This is a genomic window from Pseudomonas sp. F220 (assembly GCF_057813935.1).
Genome location: NZ_JBVASJ010000018.1, coordinates 1 through 20,949, shown reverse-complemented (window position 1 = coordinate 20,949; position 20,949 = coordinate 1). Strand labels below are relative to the sequence as shown.

Genomic DNA, 20,949 nt, shown 5'->3' with positions numbered 1-20,949 from the left:
CAGTTGTCCTCGGCGGGCAAAAAATCATTTAACAAAAGCGAATGGGTACATGCACCGCTTAACGGCGCACGATCGGCTCAACCACTTGCAACGCCAGGTTGCCCTTGTGGGAGCCCAGTTTGACCTTGAAGGCCGGCACGCCATTGGCACGCATGATCAATTCTTCGGGCAGTTCCACCGGGATCACATCACCGGGCTGCATGTGCAGGATGTCCCGCAGACGCAACTGACGACGCGCGACGGTGGCGCTCAGCGGCACATCGACGTCCAGCACGTCTTCGCGCAACGCCTTGACCCAACGCTCGTCCTGGTCATCGAGATCCGACTGGAAGCCGGCATCGAGCATCTCCCGGACCGGCTCGATCATCGAGTACGGCATGGTCACGTGCAGATCGCCACCACCACCATCGAGTTCGATGTGGAAGGTCGAGACCACAACGGCCTCGCTCGGTCCGACGATGTTGGCCATGGCCGGGTTCACTTCCGAGTTGATGTACTCGAAGTTCACTTCCATGATCGCCTGCCAGGCTTCCTTCAAATCGATGAAGGCCTGCTCCAGCACCATGCGCACCACGCGCAACTCGGTCGGAGTGAACTCACGACCTTCGATCTTCGCGTGACGACCGTCGCCACCGAAAAAGTTATCCACCAGTTTGAACACCAGTTTGGCGTCGAGGATGAACAACGCGGTGCCGCGCAACGGTTTGATTTTGACCAGGTTGAGACTGGTCGGCACATACAGCGAGTGCACGTATTCGCCGAACTTCATGACCTGCACACCACCGACGGCAACGTCCGCCGAACGACGCAGCATGTTGAACATGCTGATCCGGGTGTAGCGGGCGAAACGTTCGTTGATCATTTCCAGGGTCGGCATGCGTCCGCGGACGATGCGATCCTGGCTGGTCAGGTCATAGCTTTTGACGCTTCCGGGTTCGGCAGCGTTGTCGGTCTGTACCAGACCGTCGTCGACACCATGCAACAGCGCATCGATCTCATCCTGTGACAGCAGGTCCTGCACGGCCATGTCGTGTTCCTACTGCAGTACGAAGTTAGTAAAGAGCAACTGCTCGACCACCACTTTGCCAACTTCTTTCTGCGCCACTTCCTGCACGCTGGCAGTCGCCTTCTGGCGCAGTATTTCCTGGCCGATCGGGGTCGCCAAGGCATCGAAGCTTTGCCCGGAGAAGAGCATGACCAGGTTATTGCGGATCACCGGCATGTGGACTTTCAGCGCATCCAGATCGGCCTGGTTACGCGCAAGCATCGTAATGCTCACCTGCATGTAACGCTGACGACCGTTCTGGTTGAAGTTGGCCACGAAGGCTGGAGCCATCGGTTCATAGATCGCTGCAGATTTTACGTTGCTGACCACATCCGAAGTCGGTTCAGGCTTGCTCTTGGCACTGTGCATGACGTACCAGGTCGCCCCAATGGACACGCCGATTACCAGCAGCAACGCCAGAACAATCAGGAGAATAAGCTTGAGTTTGCCTTTCCCGGCGGGGTCTTTCACTGCTTCGCTCTTCGCCATGCCAATAATCCGTCACTATTCGGGTTTTCACAGTCGCACGGCAAGGCAAGAGCAAGTGTTATGCCAGAGTTGTCGGGAGTAGGACGGATCGGGGGGTGCAGGGATGAATCAAAAGATCCCAGTCTGCTGCAGCTCCAGGGAGAGACCGCGCGCACCCGGGATATCCAGGCGTACGCTAATCCGTAGGAGCTGCCGCAGGTTCGGGCCGCGTTCGGACGATCTTTTCACAGGCGACGCAGATTAATCAGGCGTAATAGTCCACCGCACTGGACCCCACGACACTGGTAGTGCTGGCAGCGACGTCAGCCACACTCATCGGCAGCTCATCGTCGCTCGAATCCAGCCGATCGCCATTACCGCCACTGCGGTTCTGCCCTTGCCGGGCCTGCTCCTGGCCCTGCCAGCCACGGGACTGATCGGACACGTTGACGTCGACCTGTCCCAGTCCCTGCTGGGTAAACATGTCGCGCAGGCGGTGCATCTGCCCTTCCAGCGCTTCACGCACAACGGCATGACCACTGATAAAGGTCACTTGAGCCTGCTGATCCGCGGCCATGTTCACGCGAATATCCAGTCGTCCCAATTCAGCCGGCTGCAGCTGAATATCGGCAGACTTGAGATTGGCGCTGGACAGGTACATGACCCGGTTGACCACCTCTTCGGTCCAGCCACTCTGATGCATGGCCAACGGCTGATTCACCGGCAGCGCATTGGCGGTCTTTGGCGTTGCAGCCTGAGTCAGCGCCGCCAGACGGTTGGCGAAGTCATCGACACGAGTATCACTGGAGGCATTTTTCAGGTCTTTGAGACCCTCATCAATCAAGCCGCTGAAAGCCTTGTCACTGCCCTGGCCGGTACTGTCTTTACTCGCCTGCTGATCAACCATGGTCACCAGACCGTTGGCAAAGTTTTGTGCCGGAGTCAGCTCAGCCTGAGCCGGTGCAGCTTTGGACTGAGGCTGACTGGAAGCCGAAACATGGCCACTTTGCTCAAGGGCCAGACGCACTGCGGGCAGCGCATCGAGCGGGTCGGCGTGAGGGTCAAACGGGGGATCTGCCACCACCACTTTGGCAGCTGCCGCTGCGGCAAGCGGAGCTTCAACCTGCGGCTGCACTTGCGTAACCGCAGGCGGCGTTTCGGCCGCAGGTGGCGGAACAACCGGCTGCACGACCGGCAGCACTGCTTGCATCAACGCGGGGTCCAGCGTTGGGTCGGGCATTGGGTCGAGCGCAACACTGCCAGCCACCGGGGTGTCGGTCGCGGGCACATCCTCACTGGCGAGCTTATCGGGCGAATCGGCACTTCCATCGGCAGGCAAGGATTTGCCGCTATCGGCCACTGCCGGTTCCGGGGCGGCAGCCTTATCACTGACCGCGTCCTTCTTGCCCGCATTATCCGTGACCTTGGCACGCACTGGCTTGGCAGCCCCCTCACCTGTCACGACGGGTTTGTTCTGCGACTCTTTGGCATAGACCTGAGCAAAGCTTGAAGCCTTATCCCCAGGCCCGGCAGCAACTGACGGGGTATTGGCAGTGGCAGCCTGAGTCTTGGCCTTCGACGCGGCCTGAAGAAGCATGTTCGGGGTAAGGGGCATAAAACGGTCTCCGCTGCACTAGGATCGTAGGTACAGTTGGAGAACATAAAGCAAAGGTCGAGCCAGATTGCTTCGCCGAAGCTAAAAACCGCCAGGCGGCGGTTTTTTTTCAACAATGGAAACGCTCGCGCTCCTCTTTGTACAGAGAACGGACAATAGCGAACTCGCCGTCAATCTCAGCCACCCGTTTTTCGATACCGGCAGGCGACAGCTCTTTGGCCCGCTGCTCAAGTTGATGGCACAGCTCGGCGAGACGGACAGCGCCCATATTGCTGCTACTGCCCTTGAAGCTATGGGCCGTAGATATGAGCTGGTCTGCATCATCAGCTGCATGCAACTGCCTCAAACGCTCTTCCGAATCAGAGAGGAAGGTATCCAGCAGCAGCGGATACTCATCCTCCATAACTTCCTGCAATGCGCTCAACACATCGTGGTCCAGATGAATCTCAGCCACTTGTTCGCTCCCTGATCAAGAATTCGCGGATTATGCCAGAGCCTCCCAGGAAAACTCCACGCGGGCACTCCGTCCATCGTCGGACCAACTCACGCTTTGGCTCAACTGGCGAATCAGGCTCACCCCACGCCCCGACAATTTATCGATATCGACGGGCCTGGCCATTACTCGCTGTACATCAAAGCCTGCACCACTGTCCTCGATCCGAACCACCAGGCATCCACCCTCGCCTCGCGGCTCCACCTGCAGGTGCACCCGCACGTAGCCGTCTTCAAGTTCACTCAGGCGCGCGTTGCGCTGCTGATAGTACTGCGCAAAACCTCGGGCATCGCGCTTGAGGCTTGAATCAAGACCCAGCACGCCGTGTTCCAGAGCATTGGAATAAAGCTCGGCCATCACACTGTAGAGCGCTCCGCTTTGCGCCCGCAGACCATGCACCTCAAGCAACAACTGCAGCAAATATGGCAGGGGGTTGTAACGCTTGAGCGTGGCCGCGCGAAACTCGAAACTCACCGACCAATCCAGAGGACTGGACTGCCCACTGTCGGAGTAAACCATCACCGGAGGATTCAGCTGTGCCGCCTCCAGCAAACTCACCTCGACCATGCTGACATCATCGCGGGCCTCACCGCGAAAATCCTTCAGCGCTTGCTCGATCTCCTCAAACAGCCGGGCTGGATGGTGATTGGCAGCAAATACCCGCTCTAATCGCTCAACGCCAAACAGTTGCTCATTGGCATCACAGGTATCGATCACCCCATCTGACAACAGGAAAACCCTATCCCCGAGCGCCATAGGAAAGACTTCGGTCCGGTCATTGAAGGCGTGCGCGCTCAGTACACCCAACGGCAAATGCCGCGACACCAGCGGCGTACGTTCGCCCGTCGCGATGCAATGTAGATAACCATCCGGCATCCCGCCATTCCAGACCTCCACCGCCCGACGCTGAAAACTCAGGCAAAGCAGGGTTGCGCAGCAAAACATATCAACCGGCAGGATGCGCTTGAGCTTGGCGTTCATTTCGCGCAGGGTTTCCGGCAGGCCATAGCCCTTGGCCGTCATGCCATAGAACACTTCCGCCAACGGCATGGCACCGACCGCAGCGGGCAAACCGTGGCCGGTGAAATCGCCCAGCAGAACGTGCATGTCGCCGGCAGGCGTGAAGGCAGCCAGCAGCAAGTCGCCATTGAACAAGGCATAAGGCGATTGCAGGTAACGGATATTCGGCGCATTCAGGCAGCCGGAATGTGCCACCTTGTCGAATACGGCCTTGGCGACCCGCTGCTCATTGAGCAAGTAGTCATGGTGCCTGGCAATCAGGTCGCGCTGCTCAAGCACCGTTGCCTGCAACCGGCGCAAACGGTCCATCGCTTTGATCTTGGCGGCCAGAATCACCTGGTTATAGGGTTTTGCCAAAAAGTCGTCGCCACCCGCTTCCAGGCAACGAACCAGGGCTTCGCTTTGGGTCAGTGAGGTCAGGAAGATAATCGGCACCAGGGTTTCGCCGGCCAATTGCTTGATCTGCCGCGCCGCCTCGAAACCGTCCATGACCGGCATCATGGCGTCCATCAACACCAGATGCGGTCGCTGCTGCTCGAAAATTGCCACGGCCTCGGCACCGTTGCTGGCCGTCAGCACTTCATGACCCTGGTGACGGACGATACTCGACAGCAGCATACGATCGGCTGCACTGTCTTCGGCGATCAACACCGTCAGCGGCTCAGACACCGACTGCATGCCGATCAACTGATGTCGAAGAGTTTGTCGAAGTTGGAGATGGCGAGAATTTTGCGAACATCCGAGCTACCGTTGATCACTCGCACGTCGGAGTTCTCTCCGCCGGCGTGATCACGTAGCAACAGCAGCATGCCCAGCGCCGAACTGTCGAGATAGGTCGCGTCTTTCAAGTCGACCACAATCGCGCTTGGCGTCTGGTTGAGGTGCTCGTAGGAGTCGCGAAACTCCTGATGTTTGCCAAAATCAAAACGTCCCGTGATCGAGATCGTCAGCTTTTGCCCGTCCGGTGATACTTCAGATACAACCGACATGATAATGCTTCCTTGTCATTGGCAACGTTTACAAGGTTTAGCACCTCGCAGATGCATGGGCAACCGGCAAAACCTAAAATGCAGGGTCAATATTGATCCTGACGCGGCAAGCGCTGAGACAACTCATCCAGCAGCTTCTGCTCGCGCTTGTCTTCGAGCTGACGCGCCTCATCGATATAGCGCTGGACCAGAGTGCGTAACCCCTCAACTCGCGCATAAGCCTGCTGCCAGGTTTCTCGCGCCTTGTTGAGGTTGTTCTGGTGCCAGGCAAGGCTTTGCCGCTGCTGGCCGACGGCCGTTTCCAGTTGATTGAGGAAGTGCTGGTAATTCATCAGCCATTGCCCGGATACACCATGACTGCCACGGTCGATCCATTGCTGCTGATACTCGGCACGAAAACGCTCCAGGTCACCCAGCTTGCTTTCCGCCAGACGGACCTGGCCCTGAAAGTGCCCCAGACGCTGGGCAGCGGTGCGCTCGGCGCTTTCGGCCATGTTGACCACTGGCGCCAGGCGCGCCGCACGGCTCTGAGCCACGACCTAATGCCAGCCAGCTAAGGTGACACGGGATCTGTAACAGCTGCCGCCAGGCTGCGTCCGGACCGGGGTCGCGCTCGACCGTAGCAGTCGTAAAATCAGGCACTGCGGTGCTTCAGGTGAACCGTGCAAGCAGGATTTGCGACTGCTACGCAGCCGGACGCAGGCTGCTACAGATACGTGCCGGGCCTGAAGTCTCTCAACCGATTGGTATTGGGCCATGGCGACTTAACCGCCGGCCGCGGGAGCAAACACCGACGCGAGATGTGCCTCGCTCTCGCCCATGCTGATGTTGTCGTTCAACCCTTGGCGCAGGTAGGTGACCATCGACGGCTGCAAGGCGATGGCCGTATCGGTTTCCCGATCACCGCCAGGCACATAGGCACCGACGCTGATCAAGTCGCGACTCTGTTGGTAGCGCGACCACAGTTGTTTGAAGTGTTGCGCGCGCGACATATGCTCTGCACTGACCACCGAAGGCATGACCCGACTGATGGACGCCTCGATATCAATGGCCGGGTAGTGACCTTCCTCGGCCAACCGCCGCGACAGCACGATATGACCGTCAAGCACGCCCCGCGCCGCGTCGGCGATCGGGTCCTGCTGATCATCACCTTCTGAAAGCACAGTATAGAAAGCCGTGATCGACCCCCCACCCGCTTCGGCGTTACCTGCGCGCTCCACCAGTTTCGGCAATTTGGCGAACACTGAAGGCGGATAACCCTTGGTTGCCGGCGGCTCACCGATAGCCAGAGCAATTTCCCGCTGGGCCTGAGCGAAACGGGTCAGGGAATCCATCAGCAACAGAACGTTCTTACCCTTGTCGCGGAAATACTCGGCAATGCGTGTGCAATACATGGCGGCACGCAGGCGCATCAATGGCGCATCGTCCGCTGGCGAGGCAACGACCACCGAGCGCTTGAGCCCTTCTTCACCGAGGATATGCTCGATGAACTCTTTAACTTCACGACCCCGCTCGCCGATCAGCCCGACAACAATGATGTCGGCGTCGGTAAAGCGGGTCATCATACCCAGCAGCACACTCTTGCCGACGCCGGTACCGGCAAACAGCCCGAGGCGCTGACCGCGGCCGACCGTCAACAATCCATTGATGCTGCGAATACCAACGTCCAGCGGTTGGCTGATGGGATTACGCTTGAGCGGGTTGATGGTCGGGCCGTCCATCGGCACCCAGTCTTCGGCTTTCATGCCGCCTTTGCCGTCCAGTGCGCGCCCGGCGCCATCGAGCACCCGCCCGAGCATGCTCATGCCCATCGGCAAACGCCCGGTATCAGCCAACGGAACGACCCGCGCGCCCGGCGCGATGCCGGCGACACTGCCCACAGGCATCAGAAAGATTTTGTTGCCGGAGAAGCCCATGACTTCCGCCTCAACCTGCACCGGGTGATAGCTGTCGTCGTTGATCACCACGCAGCGACTGCCCATGGCGGCGCGCAAGCCTTCGGCTTCAAGGGTCAGGCCGACCATGCGCAGCAAGCGCCCTTCAAGAATCGGCTGCCCCGCCAACCCGGTGGCATCGGCATAGCTGCTCAGGCGCTTGCTGAAGCTGGTTCGCTCAAGGCGCATTCAGAGTGTCCAGGCCGGCGCGTTTTTTCTCACCAACGCGTTGATCTGCGACCGCTTGCTCAACAGCAGCAAGCTCGACACTCAGGTCAGACTCGGCCGGATGCAGGGCCTGTTCATGTAATTGGTCGAAAAGTTTGGCCATGACCTGTGAGATGCGCGTTTCGATGCTCGCATCAATGCGGCTGTGGGCGGTTTCAACCCGCAAACCACCGGGCAGCAACGCGGCGTCTTCGACAATCCGCCATTTTTCTTCATGCCGCTCGCGCAGGGCTTTGACCTGGTCGAAATCCTGCGGATTGATAAAGAGACGCACGTTCTCAGCGTCCAGCGGTAGCAGCTTCAACGCCTCGCGCATTACTTTTTCGAGCTGCGTCGAGTCGATAGCCAACTCGCGCTGAATCACCTGACGGGTGATGTGCTCGACCAGCCCGACCATAGATTTTTCGATCTGCGAATCCTGATCGGCAATCGGCTCGAAGAGGTTGCCCATCAGCAGCTCAAGGCTCGCCAGTTTGGCACCCAAGGCAATTTCGGCTTCCTGGCGAACCTTCAGCGTCGTGCTGTGAAAGCCCTCTTTCTCGCCGGTAGCGAAGCCCTCGTTATAAGCCTCCTGACGGATGCTTTCGAGTTCTTCGAGGGTCAGCGGCTGGACTTCATCCAGCGGCACTTCTTCCATCTCCGGCGGTGCTTCTACCGGCTCGGGTTCAGGTTCCGGTTGATGCGGGTCGAAACTGGGCAGTGACCAGACGTCGAAACCACCGACGTCTCGCGCACGGATCAGGTCGCTGGGGGACTCATCATTTTTTGACGACATGACAGAGTGACCTTAGATCATTTCTTCGCCGCCCTTCCCGCCGAGAACGATTTCTCCGGCTTCGGCCATACGGCGGGCAATGGTGAGGATTTCTTTCTGCGCGGTTTCCACATCGCTGACGCGCACCGGGCCCTTGGCCTCGAGGTCGTCGCGCAGCAGTTCGGCCGCACGCTTGGACATGTTCTTGAAGATCTTCTCTTTGACGCCTTCGTCCGAGCCTTTGAGGGCCAGCACCAGCACGTCCGAGGAGACCTCGCGCAGCAACGCCTGAATACCGCGATCGTCGACATCGGACAAGTTGTTGAACACGAACATGAGGTCTTCGATCTGGGTGGACAGGTCTTCGTCGACTTCGCGAATCGAGTCCATCAGTTGACCTTCCATCGAGCTGTCGAGGAAGTTCATGATGTCGGCAGCACGCTTGATACCACCCAAGTTCGTACGCGAGGCGTTTGAGTTGCCGGAGAACTGCTTCTCGAGAATCTGGTTGAGTTCTTTCAGGGCCGCAGGCTGGACAGTATTGAGCGAGGAAACTCGCAGAACGATGTCGAGCCGCACCTTGTGGTCGAAATGCCCAAGCACTTCGCCGGCCTGATCCGGGTCCAGGTAAGCGACGACGATGGCCTGGATCTGCGGGTGCTCATAACGGATCACGTCCGCCACCGCTCGCGGCTCCATCCATTTCAGACTGTCCAGACCGCTGGTATTGCCGCCCAGCAGGATCCGGTCGATCAGGCCATTGGCCTTGTCTTCGCCCAGGGCCTGGGTGAGCATCTTGCGGACATAGTCATCGGAACCGACTCCGAGACTGGTCTGATCGCCGACGATGTCGACGAACTCGCTCATCACCTGCTCGACCTGCTCGCGGTGCACATTGCGCATTTGCGCCATGGCCACGCCGACGCGCTGGACCTCTTTGGGCCCCATGTGCCGCAGCACTTGCGCGGCGTCGGTTGAACCCAGGGACAGCAGCAGAATCGCGGCTTTGTCGACCTTGGAAAGTTTGGCGGTGGCGGCTCGGTTATCACTCATCTGCGTTAATCCACTCTTTCACGACCTGAGCCACGCGGCCCGGGTCTTCTGCCACCAGACTCTTGATTGCGTTCAACTGTGCGTCATAGCCTTCACTCGGGCTCGGCAGCAGGATGCTTTGCGGGCCACCGAGGCTGACGCGGTCGTTGGCCAGTTCGCCATCCAGGCCGCCCATGCCACCCAGCTCGACGTCGCTACCGATGCCAGCCAACTGTTTGCCTTTGCCGGTGATGTTGTTGAGCACCGGACGCAGCACACCGAACACCAGCACCAGGATAAACAATACCCCGAGCAGCTGCTTCACGATGTCCCAGAACCACGGTTGCGAGTAGAACGGAGTTTCGGCAATCACTTCACCGCGCTCAGCGGAGAATGGCACGTTGATCACGCTGACACTGTCACCACGGCTGGCGTCGAAACCGACGGCGTCCTGAACCAGGCGAGTGAAGCGCGCCAATTCGTCGGCGCTCCACGGTGCACGGGTAATTTCGCCATTGGCCGCATTGACCTTGACCTGATCATCGACAACCACCGCAACCGACAGGCGATTCAAACGCCCCTGCTGCTGCTTGGTGTGGCTGATGGAGCGATCAAGCTCGAAGTTCTTGGTGGATTGTTGACGCTTGTCCGCCGGATACGGTGCCAGCATCGGCTGACCGGTGGCCGGGTCCATGATTTGCTGACCGTTGGCATCGAGCAACGGTTGACCTGGCTGCACCATACCGGCAGCAGACGCAGCGCCGGCCGTGGTTTGCGGCGCGGAGGCCGGCGACGGCGGCTGATTGCTCAGCGCACCCGGCACGCCTTGCGGGCCGTTACTGCTGGAGCGTTGTTCGTTAACTGACTGTTCGCTGCGCAGCGCAGGTTGATCCGGGTTGAACTGTTCGGAAGTCGATTCGACGGCACTGAAGTCCACATCAGCAGACACTTCGGCTTTATAGCGGTCGTTGCCCAGCACCGGTTGCAGAATGTTGTGCACACGCTGAGTCAGCATGCTTTCCATGCGGCGGCTGTAATCGAACTGCTTGCCGGCCATGGTCAGTTCGGAGTTTTCCGCCTGGTCGGAGAGCAGCGTACCCTTCTGATCGACCACGGTGATTTGCGACTTGCTCAGTTCAGGAACGCTGGTTGCCACCAGATTGATAATGGCCACCACCTGACCCGGTTCCAGAGAGCGACCGGAATACAGTTCAACCAATACCGAAGCACTTGGCTTGCGCTCGTCGCGCACGAACACCGAGCTTTTCGGAATCGCCAGGTGCACGCGGGCACCCTTGACGTTGTTCAGGCTGGAAATGGTCCGCGCCAATTCACCTTCAAGACCGCGACGATAACGGGTCGCTTCCATGAACTGGCTGGTACCCAGGCCCTGGTCCTTGTCGAGGATTTCAAAACCGATATTGCCGTCTTTCGGCGTCACACCGGCAGCGGCAAGTTTGAGTCGCGCCCGTGGCAGATCGTCAGCCTTGACCAGCAACGCACCGGAGTTAGGCTCAACGGTATAGGCAATGTCTGCGGCGCCTAGGGTATCCATGACCTGCTTGGCATCCATACCGGCAAGGCTGCCGTACAGCGGACGATAATCGGGCTGTTGGGACCACAACACCACGGCAAAACCAATCGCCACGCTCGCTGCCAGACCGACCATGAGGCCAACCTGACGCAACATGGTCATCTCGGAGAGGTTTTCCAGAAAGGACAAACCGAACAGCGGCGGCTTGCCGTCTGCTGAGCGGGCCTTGGCCGGAATGTTATCGGAGACTGCTTCTGCCATGACTCAATCTCGTCCTTAAACCGGCATCTGCATGATGTCTTGGTATGCCTGAACCAGCTTGTTACGCACTTGGGTCAACGCCTGGAAAGAGACGCTGGCCTTCTGCGAGGAAATCATCACATCCGTCAGGTCGACGCCGCTTTTGCCGATTTCGAAGGCACTGGACAATTGATTCGATGCCTGCTGAGTGTCATTGACCTTGTTGACGGCCTGCCCGAGCATGTCGGAGAAGCTGCTGCCGCCCACTTCCGGCACTGCGACAGCCGATTTAGGTTGAGCCATGGCATCCATCTGCATGGAACGCATGTCCAACATCAATCGATTAAATTCAATACCTTGGCTCATGGTCTGCTCTCTCTGACGACCCGCAATTTTTTGACGCTCACGCAGCGGGTAGTGAGGTGTTAGCAACAAGGGTGCCAGCTCTATGGCGACACCGAACAAAAAGCCGGTCCCGGCTTCTGCGCACAGACGAATCAGGTCGCGAACAAATAAGCCTCCACGTCCATTCCGGCATCGCGCATTTGCGCCAATTTGTAGCGCAACGTCCGTGGGCTGATCCCCAGACGCTCGGCCGCCTCTTTGCGCCGACCGCGCTCGGAACGCAAGGTATCGATGATCATCTGGAACTCGCGACGACGCAGATCATCGCCCAACCCGCCCACCGACTCACCCTGCGCCGGGTCTACCAGGGTGGCGCGCACTTGCGGCTGGCTGGGCACACCCAAAACCGGAAGCGGCGCACAGGCCACAGGCCCCGCCAAACAAAAATCCTGGGGCTGAATCAATCCACCCTGCTGCAAAATCAGCGCACGCTGGATTGCGTTATCCAGCTCACGCACATTCCCCGGCCACGGATAGCCGATCAGGCAAGCCTGAGCCTCGGCCGACAACCGCGCGGCGGCGTGCTTCATTTTATTGACGTGCTTGGCCAGAAGACGCTCAGCCAGTGGCAGGATATCGGCGGTGCGTTCGCGTAACGGACGCCAGGCCAGCGGAAACACTGACAGCCTATAGTAGAGATCTTCACGAAACCGCCCCGCCGCCACTTCGCCAGCCAGATCACGGTTGGTGGTCGCCACCACGCGGATATCCAGGGTGATCGGTTTGCGCGCACCGACGCGCTCGACCTCGCGCTCCTGCAATACACGCAACAGCTTGGCTTGCAGCCCCAGAGGCATTTCGGAAATTTCGTCGAGCAGAATAGTGCCGCCATCAGCCTGCTCGAACTTGCCGGCCTGAGCTGCAATGGCGCCAGTGAAAGAGCCCTTCTCGTGGCCGAACAAGGTGGCCTCGAGCATGTTGTCGGGAATCGCCGCACAGTTGATCGCAATAAACGGCTGGCTGGCTCGATGGGAATGCTGATGGATATAACGTGCCAGCACTTCCTTGCCCGTACCGGACTCACCAGAAATCAACACCGTGGAATCACTTCGGGCAACCCGTGCCGCCAACTCAAGCAACTGCGCACTGGCGGGCTCGAAGGCCACCGGGCCTTCGTCCTGTGCAGCCAGACAACCCAAGGCATGACGCGCCACCAGATCGAGCAACGCCTTGGGCTCGAACGGCTTGACCAGATAATCGGCTGCGCCTTGGCGCATCGCGTCCACCGCCCGCTCGACCGCGCCGTGAGCCGTCATCAACAGGACGGGCAATTGCGGATGACGCGCACGCAACACGCCAAGCAACTGATGGCCGTCCATACCCGGCATGTTCACGTCACTGACCACCAGATTGAACGCTTCGGCGGCGACCGCCTCCAGCGCCTCCTCTGCCGAGCTGACGGCCTTGTAGTCATGCCCGGCCAGCAACAGCGTATCCGCCAACGCCTCGCGCAGGGCACGATCATCTTCGACCAGCAATACCTTCAACAACACCTTGACCGCCATGACCTTTATTCCACTCCTTGAACGCTGGACTGCTCACCAGAAAAAAGCGGCAAAACCACCAGCGCACAGGTGCCGCGACCCAGCCGCGAGCGCAGTAGCAATTCTCCCTGATGAGCACGTGCCACCGCCTTGACCACGGTCAGGCCGAGGCCAGTCCCCGTCGTTTTGGTGGTAAAAAATGGCTCGCCCAATCGGGACAGCACAGCCGCTTCGATACCGCTGCCGCTGTCACTGATGCACAGTCGCAAGGTGTTTTCACGGATGCTTTCACGGGTATAGAGATGCACCTTCAAACGGACATTGCCGGCGCTGGCCTGAATGGCGTTTTCAATCAAATTAAGCACGGCCCCCACCAGCGTGTCGCGGTTGCACAGCAACTCGCCGGCATGACTGTCGCACTGCCAGCGAACCGGCAAATCCTGAACATGGGTCAGTGCCGCTGCTTGCAGCGACTGCATCAAGGCTTTGGGGGTAACGCGGTCAGTCAATGGCAGCTCGCCACGAGCGAACACCAGCATGTCACGCACCTGATGCTCCAGCTCGTGCAAACGCTCTTTCAACCGTCCGGCAAAGCGTTGCTGAGTGGCGACCGGCAGCTCCTGCTCAGTCAAATGACTGGCGTATAGCAATGCCGCCGATAACGGCGTGCGAATCTGGTGAGCCAAAGAAGCGACCATTCGCCCCAGGGACGACAAGCGTTCATGGCGGGCAAGCTGATCTTGCAGGTGACGGGTTTCAGTCAAGTCGTTGAGCAGCACCAACTGGCCCGGCTCGGCATCCAGCGAACGAGTGGCAATCGATAACCGCCGACCATCTTTCAGGGAAATTTCATGACCGTCGTCGTCACGGGGCGCGAAGCAGCGGGCGATAACCCGACGCCAGAGCTCGCCCACCAGCGGCAGGCCGAGCAATTCACACGCGGTCGGATTGGCTTCGCGGACCATGCCTTGCGCATCAATGACGATGACGCCACCGGGCAACAGATCAAGGAGGTTTTGCAGACGGTTGGCCAAGCGCTCTTTTTCGGCCAGCTCTTCCATGCGCTGAGCACTGACCACCGCCAGCTCACCCTTGAGCTCGGTGACTCGCGCTTCCAGCATGCTGTAGGAGTCGGTCAGTTGGCTCGACATCTGGTTGAACAGTGTAAAAGCCTGCTCAAGCCCAAGCCGACTCACCTGCTCTACGGACGACGATTGCCCCTGAGCATCAGGGGCAGGAGACATCTGGGCGGCTGGGGGCATCGTGCTCTCTCGCTTGGCTGACCGTCAGTTAAACGGAACGTTAAGAGAGCTATAGCAATACCCGTGCCGAAAAAAACCTGTGCCCCGTCTCGGCCATAGATATCCACACATCTTTGAAACGCGATATTGAGCCGTGCCCGTAGCAGCTGCCGAGCCTGCGAGGCTGCGTTCGGCTGCGCAGCAGTCGTAGTCCGGCAGATGCGTTTGCCCTGATGCACCGCAGTTGCCGGTTTTACGACTGCTGCGCAGCCGAACGCAGCCTCGCAGGCTCGGCAGCTGCTACGAGAGACCGAGCCCTCAAAATTGTGTAGATACCTATGCCGTCTCGGCAAGAGACGCCGTCAAAAACGAACAGTTATTGTCGAGACGGGGGCACTTACCTTTCAGTATGCGTCAATCATCCGCCTGTTCTTCACCGTCACGACGACTCATACCGTACTTACGCATCTTCTCTACCAGCGTGGTGCGACGAATACGCAGACGCTCGGCAGCCCGAGCCACGATGCCATTGGCATCATCCAGCGCCTGCTGAATCAAGCCTTGTTCCAGACCACCGAGGTAGTCCTTCAAGTCCAGACCTTCCGGCGGAAGCATCGCGGTGGCCGCGAAGTTCGGGGTATGTCCATTGATGGCCACCCGCTCTTCCAGGTCGCTGCGCAGGCTGTCGACCAGCTGCTCGTCTTCGTCGTCTACGTAACGGAATTTCTTCGGCAGCTCGACCACACCGATCACCCCGTACGGGTGCATGATCGCCATGCGCTCCACCAGGTTGGCCAGCTCGCGAACATTGCCCGGCCAACCGTGACGGCACAGCGACATGATCGCCGCCGAATTGAAACGGATCGAACCGCGCTTCTCGTGCTCCATGCGCGAGATCAACTCGTTCATCAGCAACGGAATGTCTTCGACACGCTCGCGTAGCGGCGCCATTTCGATCGGGAATACGTTCAGGCGGTAGTACAGGTCTTCGCGGAAACTGCCGACCTCGATCATGCTTTCAAGGTTCTTGTGGGTCGCCGCAATGATCCGTACATCGACGCTTTGAGTCTTGTTGCTGCCCACGCGCTCGAAGGTACGTTCCTGCAATACCCGCAACAGCTTGACCTGCATCGGCAACGGCATGTCGCCAATCTCGTCGAGGAACAGCGTACCGCCATTGGCCAGCTCGAAGCGCCCGGCACGACTGGTGATCGCCCCGGTGAAAGCGCCCTTCTCATGGCCAAACAATTCGCTTTCCAGCAACTCGGCCGGGATCGCACCGCAATTGACCGGCACGAACGGCCCGTCACGACGCTTGGAGTGGTAGTGCAGGTTGCGCGCGACCACTTCCTTGCCGGTACCGGACTCGCCAAGAATCAGCACGCTGGCGTCGGTATCGGCCACTTGCTGCATCATCTGGCGGACGTGCTGAATCGCCCGACTGGTGCCGACAAGACTGCGGAAAAGATTGGGTTCGCGATGACGGCCGCGCTCGCGGGCCTGGTCGTACATCTCGCGATAGACCTGGGCACGGTGCAGGGAGTCCAGCAACTTGCTGTAGCTGGGGGGCATTTCCAGTGTGGAAAGCACTCGGCGACGCTGGTCTTCAGGCAGGTCAACGGCAGAAATATCGCCCATTAACAAAACTGGAAGGAACTCATCCCAGGTTGAGAGTGTCTTTAACAAACCCAAAAGCGCGCCAGGAGCATTTACGGTCCCGATGAGGACACAGATCACTTCACGACTGGATGACAAAGAGCCGACAGCCTGCTGCCAATCATGGCTACCACAGGGTAAATTTTCTTCGCCAAGAAAATTTAAAATCACCGCAAGGTCGCGGCGACGGACGCTATCGTCATCAATCAGCAGAATTTTGGTTTCACGCCACATGCAATAGCAACTTCCCTAGTCAACTCAATGCCCAAAATGCGGGGCAAGCTAGACGCGTGTAGGCATTTTCTGCCGGATAGGCGCCTGAAATCTTGAAACAGCCACTAGTTAAGTCAAAAAAGCGTGCACAGTCAAATTTATGGCGCACAAAGTTCGGATTAACTGAGGATTAACCGAACAGATGGTAAACCTTTGCCGCGCTCTGCGCTTGGGTGATCTGCGACATCTCAGCGACTATCGCTTGACGCTCCCCGGTCGTCACTTCCAGTAGCTGGCGGTAAACCACCAGCAGACTTTCAAGGTTCTCGCGCAAAGCCGCCTCGTCCACCGGCGCCTCACAGAGCACCTCATCGATACAGACCCGACAGGCCACGTCCAGCTCGCCGATCGCATCCCAATTGCGCTCGGCCAACGCACCTATCAAGGCTTCACGGGCTTCTTCTATCCGCTGCAGTGCATGGCTCATGACGTCATCCTCAAACCTGCCGGCTTATTGCGTTGCAATCTCATCCCAGCCACTTTTGACGGTAACCAACAGCCCCATCACTTCGTCGATGATCTGTGAGTCATTGTGCACATTGGCGTTGGTCAGGCGCTGAATCATATACCCATAGAGGCTATCGAGACGTTGTAGGGATTCATCTTCCTTGGCCTTCTCGGGGTCGATGCCTTCGCGCAATCCACCGATGATATCGACAGCCTTGCCGATCATGAGGCCCTTCTGCGCAATGTCGCCACGACCCAGAGCACCCTTGGCCTGAGCCATACGGTCGAGACCGCCTTCCATCAGCATCTGCACCAGACGATGGGGGCTCGCCTCGGAGATTTGCGCATGGGAGTTGACCTTCTGGTACTGGCGAAGGGCTTTTATTGGATTCATGTTGCTACCTCGTTAACGCTTGATGTTGGAGTGGCTCGCCACATAGTTGTTATGTCGGTGCTTTCACAAAAAACTTTAGGTCGACACCGTCCAGCAATGAACCTGGGCGCAATCAGGCCTGCGCCCCGTTAATTGCTTTTGGGGTTATTCAGTGCATTAAGCGTGGTCATGATGCTCGTACTCGTGGCATTGAGCTGGGCGACCAGGGTATCCATAGCGTTGTACTTTTTCGACAGCGTCGTGGTGAGCGACTCGATGCGCCGGTCAAGCGTCTGTTGTGCCTTGGTCAGATCAGCCAACTGAGTGGTCAGGTTCGCCTGGCGCGAAGTCAGGACCCCACCGGCCTTCGCGTAGCCGTCGGTAGTGACCGTCATACGGCTGAGCAGACCGTCTTTGCCGGTAAACAGGCCTGCGATAGCCGGCCCGTTTGCAGCGACGGCCTTATCCCACTTGGTGCTGTCCAGCTCAAGCAAGCCAGTCTTCTGCGCGGTGTTAATACCTAGTTGCGACAGCGATTGGAGCGCACCAGTCCCCGAACTTCTGACCAGCTCACCGCGGACCGCGGTCACCAGCGCACGCATGGTTGCATCACCAGTTAACGTCCCCGCACCAGTGGCGCTACCGTCCGCCGAAGTGGTCACTTTGGTCTGGGTGTTAATAGACGTCATCAGCGCGTTGTAGGCACTGACGAACGACTGCACCGACGTCTTCAACGTATCCGTGCCGGTCGCGACAGTAATGGTCGACTTGCCCTCCTTGACCAGATCGATATTCAGGCCACTGATCGCGTTGGTCACCGAACTGGAAGCCGACTCCATCTCGATCGAGTCGATGGTGTACTTGGCATTTTGTGGCGTGGCAACAGTGGTGTAGCCCGTAGCAAGAGCCGAGTCGCCTGCAAGCGTCAACTTGGTACCTGCACCGGTTGTGGTAGAGCTGAATACCAGCCGCGAACCGCTGGCATCGGTCAGAATATTGGCACTGATACCCTTGGATTGCAGTTGGCTGTTGATCGTATCCCGCGCCTGCTGAAGGGTCGCACCCGAAGCGATACTGACGTCATAGTTGCTGCCTGACTGCCCGATGGTCAATGTCGTTGCAGCGCCAGTATTGTTGATAACTGCCGACGCACCTTCAGCGTAAACGGTGGTCGAGACCTTGGACGCCGTCGCCAATTGCTTCACTTCCAGCGCATAGCTACCACTGGAGGCGCTATCGGAGACAGTAACCTTGGCTATCGTGATATCGGACGAGGTACCCGCCAAGCCGTTGAAGCTGCTTGGCGTATTAAGCTTGCTGATGGCGGCCCGGTAAGTATCCAGGGCGCCTTTGATGGTGCCGATGGCAGACAATGTCGTGGTCGCAGTGCTGGTTTGACTATTGATCTGCGTTTGTTTCGGGGATTTCTCGGCATTCACCAACGCCTTGACGATCCCTTGCGTATCGACCCCCGACCCTATACCACTGACAGTTGAACTCGCCATCATCACGCTCCTTATTCGGTGGCTGTCGCTTTATTGACAAAGCATCGCTTGAAAGCGGACAGCAACAATTCTCGTGCCAAGTCAGGCCTGCACTCCATGCCCAGCACTTCTCACAATCAAAAAAAACGGAAGGGCACGTCGCCGCGCCCTTCCGTCATTTACCAGACGCCGAAATTACTGAAGCAGCTTCATGACAGCGGAAGGCAGCTGGTTAGCCTGGGACAGGATCGCAGTGGAAGCCTGTTGCAGGGTTTGTTGCTTGGTCAGCTCTGCGGTTTCACCAGCGAAGTCGGCATCCTGCACGCGGCTACGAGCAGCGGTGGAGTTTTCCGAGATGCTTTGCAGGTTGGCGACGGTGCTGTCGAAACGGTTTTGAACAGCACCCAGCGCGGCGCGCTGGCTGTCGATCTGCTGGATGGCCGCATCCAGCGCCTGAACCGATTGCTGGGAACCCGCAGCGCTCAGGATGTCCAGATCGCCGACCGATGTTTGGGTCGAGAGGGCGCTTGTGGTACCTGCAACCAGACCGAGGTCAGTCAAACTACCCGTCGAGCCGGCGCTGATAGTGATGTCTTTGATACCCGACAGGGTGATCTGGCCATTAGTTTTGCTTGCAGCAACACCAGCACTGGCGCTGTTGATAGCCGAAACTACTGCGTCCAGGTCGCTACCTTTGCTGATCTTGACTTCAGTTGCACCAATCTTTAACGACGTATCGCCAGTGGTCTTGACGTCAGTGGTGCCGCTGGTCAGCCCCAGAGCTTTCAGCGAGCCGCTGTTAGCGCCAGTGCCGTCCATCAGGACCAGACTCGTGCCGTTTTGAGACTTGATTGAAATCTGACCATTGGTAATGGTGGCATTGTTAGTGCCAACGCCGGGAAGGGCATTAATTTTCCCGAGGATCGTATTAACGGTATCGTCCTTAGCCCAAACTACATCAGTGCCGTTGACGTTGATAGTACCGGGCGCGAACATCTTGGAAGCGCCTGTGGATGGTTGGCTTGTGGTGCCTACGGTCAAACCCAACTTTTCAGCGTCAGTACCTGCGATGGAAATTGGACCGTAGGCGTTGGTAAGTGTGATGACACCTGCGGCTTCTGTAGCTGTTGTTGCAGCGCCGGCCCCCAATGCAGTAGTAATTTTTGTTGTCGCCGTAGCAGTGGTGTCGCCCGCTACAAGAACGACATCTTTACCGTTGACGCTGAATTTCTCACCGCCAACCGCTACGAATGCAGCAGCAGCGCTACCTACAACCGAAGTTGCGCCGTTCGAAACAATGCCACCAGAAAGCGATGCGGCCATGCCAGACAGGTTGCCGCTGGTCACGGAGGCGCTTTTGTAATCGCCCTTCAGGCCAGATGCGCTCAGGTTACCCATACCGAAGGAAATGCTTTCGTTAGCGCTGGCGCCTACCTGGAAGCTGGTGTTCTGGAACGAACCGTCCAGCAGGTTCTTGCCACCGAAGGTAGTGGTGTTGGAGATACGGTTCAGCTCACCCGACAACGCGGTGAATTCCTGGTTCAGGGAAGTACGGTCGTTATCGCTGTTCGAGCCGTTGGCCGATTGCAGAGCCAGTTCACGCATACGCTGCAGGATGTTGGTGGATTCTTGCATCGCACCTTCAGCAGTCTGGGCGATGGAGATGCCGTCGTTAGCGTTTTTTACCGCTACACCCAGACCCTTGATCTGGCTGGTCAGACGGTTGGCGATCTGCAGGCCGGCGGCGTCATCTTTGGCGCTGTTGATTTTCAGGCCGGAAGACAGGCGGTTCATCGAGGAGCTCAGAGCATCGTGAGCCTTGTTCAGGTTTTTCTGAACAGAAAGAGAGGTGATGTTGGTATTAACGGTTAACGACATGACGAATTCCTCGTGGGTTGGATGCTGCGGCTTCCGGCCCTGGCAACCGCCGGGTGTGGCCTAGAGAACCTTCGTAATGGTTATCGTCGTGAACCGGCGTTGCTTGAGGGAATTTTTGATTTTTTTTACTAGCACGGTGCCACCCCTTGGAATTCAGGGCTTTAGAGAAGCCGAAAACCCCTGAGTAGGCTTAACCTGATACCGGTAATTAAGCGAGCAGCGAAGATCAAGTAATGAAATGGCTACCCCCGCCGCCCCCTGTGAACGCCCACTAAGCTTTCACAGGGGGCTCACCGGAGACCGTTGCCATGAACAAAGTAGATATTGCTGCCATCGACTTGGGAAAGCACTCCTTT

At 58.2% G+C, this 20,949-nt stretch carries 19 protein-coding genes; all 19 read right to left on the bottom strand.

Annotated elements, in window-relative coordinates:
* Positions 1-58: 58 nt before the first annotated feature.
* Positions 59-1,027: a flagellar motor switch protein FliM gene (fliM, locus tag ACZYSM_RS16740; RefSeq protein WP_489072612.1), complete on the bottom strand. Its 969-nt coding sequence runs from the start codon at positions 1,025-1,027 to the stop codon at positions 59-61.
* 9 nt (positions 1,028-1,036) lie between these two features.
* The gene (fliL, locus tag ACZYSM_RS16735; protein ID WP_489072610.1) at positions 1,037-1,534 is read right to left on the bottom strand and encodes a flagellar basal body-associated protein FliL; all 498 of its coding nucleotides are present in this window, start codon (positions 1,532-1,534) and stop codon (positions 1,037-1,039) included.
* A 244-nt stretch (positions 1,535-1,778) separates the two neighbouring features.
* Positions 1,779-3,128: a flagellar hook-length control protein FliK gene (locus tag ACZYSM_RS16730; RefSeq protein ID WP_489072608.1), complete on the bottom strand. Its 1,350-nt coding sequence runs from the start codon at positions 3,126-3,128 to the stop codon at positions 1,779-1,781.
* A 109-nt stretch (positions 3,129-3,237) separates the two neighbouring features.
* Positions 3,238-3,582, bottom strand: coding sequence for an Hpt domain-containing protein (locus ACZYSM_RS16725; protein ID WP_489072606.1), 345 nt, complete (start codon positions 3,580-3,582; stop codon positions 3,238-3,240).
* Between the two features lie 30 nt (positions 3,583-3,612).
* Entirely contained in the window at positions 3,613-5,319 is a 1,707-nt protein-coding gene (locus ACZYSM_RS16720) for an ATP-binding SpoIIE family protein phosphatase (protein WP_489072604.1), read from the bottom strand.
* A gap of 5 nt (positions 5,320-5,324) precedes the next feature.
* The gene (locus tag ACZYSM_RS16715) at positions 5,325-5,630 is read right to left on the bottom strand and encodes an STAS domain-containing protein (RefSeq protein ID WP_489072602.1); all 306 of its coding nucleotides are present in this window, start codon (positions 5,628-5,630) and stop codon (positions 5,325-5,327) included.
* 86 nt (positions 5,631-5,716) lie between these two features.
* Positions 5,717-6,166: a flagellar export protein FliJ gene (gene fliJ / locus ACZYSM_RS16710; RefSeq protein ID WP_489072600.1), complete on the bottom strand. Its 450-nt coding sequence runs from the start codon at positions 6,164-6,166 to the stop codon at positions 5,717-5,719.
* Between the two features lie 228 nt (positions 6,167-6,394).
* Positions 6,395-7,753 (bottom strand): flagellar protein export ATPase FliI, encoded by a 1,359-nt coding sequence (gene fliI, locus ACZYSM_RS16705; protein WP_489072598.1) that lies wholly within the window; start codon positions 7,751-7,753, stop codon positions 6,395-6,397.
* Positions 7,743-8,567, bottom strand: a complete 825-nt coding sequence (fliH, locus tag ACZYSM_RS16700) for a flagellar assembly protein FliH (RefSeq protein ID WP_489072596.1) — start codon at positions 8,565-8,567, stop codon at positions 7,743-7,745. The genes fliI and fliH overlap by 11 nt, the downstream gene beginning before the upstream one ends.
* Before the next feature lie 12 nt (positions 8,568-8,579).
* Positions 8,580-9,599 carry a flagellar motor switch protein FliG gene (gene fliG / locus ACZYSM_RS16695; protein WP_489072594.1) on the bottom strand — a complete coding sequence of 340 codons (1,020 nt, stop codon included), beginning with the start codon at positions 9,597-9,599 and terminating at the stop codon, positions 8,580-8,582.
* A complete protein-coding gene (gene fliF, locus ACZYSM_RS16690; protein WP_489072592.1) occupies positions 9,592-11,373 on the bottom strand; it encodes a flagellar basal-body MS-ring/collar protein FliF in 1,782 nt (593 codons plus the stop codon). The genes fliG and fliF overlap by 8 nt, the downstream gene beginning before the upstream one ends.
* Before the next feature lie 15 nt (positions 11,374-11,388).
* The gene (gene fliE, locus ACZYSM_RS16685; RefSeq protein WP_489072590.1) at positions 11,389-11,718 is read right to left on the bottom strand and encodes a flagellar hook-basal body complex protein FliE; all 330 of its coding nucleotides are present in this window, start codon (positions 11,716-11,718) and stop codon (positions 11,389-11,391) included.
* Between the two features lie 131 nt (positions 11,719-11,849).
* Positions 11,850-13,262, bottom strand: a complete 1,413-nt coding sequence (locus tag ACZYSM_RS16680) for a sigma-54-dependent transcriptional regulator (protein WP_489072588.1) — start codon at positions 13,260-13,262, stop codon at positions 11,850-11,852.
* A gap of 5 nt (positions 13,263-13,267) precedes the next feature.
* Entirely contained in the window at positions 13,268-14,485 is a 1,218-nt protein-coding gene (locus ACZYSM_RS16675) for a sensor histidine kinase (RefSeq protein WP_489072766.1), read from the bottom strand.
* Positions 14,486-14,896: 411 nt separating this feature from the next.
* Entirely contained in the window at positions 14,897-16,372 is a 1,476-nt protein-coding gene (locus ACZYSM_RS16670; protein WP_489072586.1) for a sigma-54 dependent transcriptional regulator, read from the bottom strand.
* 169 nt (positions 16,373-16,541) lie between these two features.
* Positions 16,542-16,838, bottom strand: coding sequence for a flagellar protein FliT (fliT, locus tag ACZYSM_RS16665; protein ID WP_489072584.1), 297 nt, complete (start codon positions 16,836-16,838; stop codon positions 16,542-16,544).
* A 24-nt stretch (positions 16,839-16,862) separates the two neighbouring features.
* Entirely contained in the window at positions 16,863-17,252 is a 390-nt protein-coding gene (gene fliS, locus ACZYSM_RS16660) for a flagellar export chaperone FliS (protein ID WP_489072582.1), read from the bottom strand.
* Positions 17,253-17,380: 128 nt separating this feature from the next.
* On the bottom strand, positions 17,381-18,736 hold the full coding sequence (gene fliD, locus ACZYSM_RS16655) for a flagellar filament capping protein FliD (RefSeq protein WP_489072580.1): 1,356 nt from the start codon (positions 18,734-18,736) through the stop codon (positions 17,381-17,383).
* A gap of 174 nt (positions 18,737-18,910) precedes the next feature.
* Positions 18,911-20,593: a flagellin N-terminal helical domain-containing protein gene (locus tag ACZYSM_RS16650; RefSeq protein WP_489072578.1), complete on the bottom strand. Its 1,683-nt coding sequence runs from the start codon at positions 20,591-20,593 to the stop codon at positions 18,911-18,913.
* Between the last annotated feature and the right edge of the window lie 356 nt (positions 20,594-20,949).

Coding starts and splice junctions, on each gene's coding strand:
- ACZYSM_RS16720 (WP_489072604.1), bottom strand. CDS start 5,319: ATGCAGTCGGTGTCTGAGCCGCTGACGGTGTTGATCGCCGAAGACAGT.
- ACZYSM_RS16670 (WP_489072586.1), bottom strand. CDS start 16,372: ATGTGGCGTGAAACCAAAATTCTGCTGATTGATGACGATAGCGTCCGT.
- fliS (WP_489072582.1), bottom strand. CDS start 17,252: ATGAATCCAATAAAAGCCCTTCGCCAGTACCAGAAGGTCAACTCCCAT.
- ACZYSM_RS16680 (WP_489072588.1), bottom strand. CDS start 13,262: ATGGCGGTCAAGGTGTTGTTGAAGGTATTGCTGGTCGAAGATGATCGT.
- ACZYSM_RS16675 (WP_489072766.1), bottom strand. CDS start 14,485: ATGTCTCCTGCCCCTGATGCTCAGGGGCAATCGTCGTCCGTAGAGCAG.
- fliE (WP_489072590.1), bottom strand. CDS start 11,718: ATGAGCCAAGGTATTGAATTTAATCGATTGATGTTGGACATGCGTTCC.
- fliM (WP_489072612.1), bottom strand. CDS start 1,027: ATGGCCGTGCAGGACCTGCTGTCACAGGATGAGATCGATGCGCTGTTG.
- fliH (WP_489072596.1), bottom strand. CDS start 8,567: ATGTCGTCAAAAAATGATGAGTCCCCCAGCGACCTGATCCGTGCGCGA.
- fliL (WP_489072610.1), bottom strand. CDS start 1,534: ATGGCGAAGAGCGAAGCAGTGAAAGACCCCGCCGGGAAAGGCAAACTC.
- fliI (WP_489072598.1), bottom strand. CDS start 7,753: ATGCGCCTTGAGCGAACCAGCTTCAGCAAGCGCCTGAGCAGCTATGCC.
- fliT (WP_489072584.1), bottom strand. CDS start 16,838: ATGAGCCATGCACTGCAGCGGATAGAAGAAGCCCGTGAAGCCTTGATA.
- fliF (WP_489072592.1), bottom strand. CDS start 11,373: ATGGCAGAAGCAGTCTCCGATAACATTCCGGCCAAGGCCCGCTCAGCA.
- ACZYSM_RS16730 (WP_489072608.1), bottom strand. CDS start 3,128: ATGCCCCTTACCCCGAACATGCTTCTTCAGGCCGCGTCGAAGGCCAAG.
- ACZYSM_RS16715 (WP_489072602.1), bottom strand. CDS start 5,630: ATGTCGGTTGTATCTGAAGTATCACCGGACGGGCAAAAGCTGACGATC.
- fliG (WP_489072594.1), bottom strand. CDS start 9,599: ATGAGTGATAACCGAGCCGCCACCGCCAAACTTTCCAAGGTCGACAAA.
- ACZYSM_RS16650 (WP_489072578.1), bottom strand. CDS start 20,593: ATGTCGTTAACCGTTAATACCAACATCACCTCTCTTTCTGTTCAGAAA.
- fliD (WP_489072580.1), bottom strand. CDS start 18,736: ATGGCGAGTTCAACTGTCAGTGGTATAGGGTCGGGGGTCGATACGCAA.